The 655-nt window shown below is 66.3% G+C and carries 1 protein-coding gene; it reads right to left on the reverse strand.

The features are described 5' to 3' along the window. Positions 1-3: 3 nt before the first annotated feature. On the reverse strand, positions 4-655 hold a 652-nt coding region (locus JL811_RS19885), incomplete at its 5' end, for a calcium-binding protein (RefSeq protein WP_273542519.1).

Raw genomic sequence — 655 nt, forward strand, 5'->3', positions numbered from 1 at the left:
GTCTTACAGCAGGAAATCCCCCGCCCCGACCCCTGGCGCGCCGGTCAGTTCCAGCACCCAGTCGGCCGTGCCATCGCCGTTCTGATCGCCGATCAAAAGACCCCCGGCGGCGAAATGATAGAACGAGGCCTGCCCGCCACCGACCAGCCCGCCCGTGCCGTTGAACGTCGTGTTCAGCGCCGTCAGGTCGATGTCATCCACGCCGCTGGTGAAATCCGTGATCACGTCACGGCCCGCCCCGATGCCGATATGGGCCGCCGAGGCGAAGACGAAGACATCCGCGCCCGGCCCGCCGCTCATCACATCGCGGCCGGTCCCGCCATGGATCGTGTCATTGCCTGCCCCGCCCCAGACGGAATTCGCACCGCCCGAGGCGAAGATCACGTCATTCCCCGCGCCGCCGCCGATATTGTCATTGCCCAGCCCGCCATAGACCGTATCGGCCCCGTTCCCGCCCCGGATCGTGTCATTGCCCGCACCGCCGCCGATGAAATCGCCGCCCGCCCCGGCATGGATCAGATCATTGCCGTCATTGCCGAACAGCTGATTGGTGCCGTTGCCGCCGCCATGGATCGTGTCATTGCCCGATCCGCCCTGCACGGTGTCATTGCCCAGACCACCCCAGAGGATGTTGGCACCTGACGCGCCGAAAATC

It is taken from the genome of Szabonella alba (assembly GCF_016765775.1).
Classification (GTDB): domain Bacteria; phylum Pseudomonadota; class Alphaproteobacteria; order Rhodobacterales; family Rhodobacteraceae; genus Szabonella; species Szabonella alba.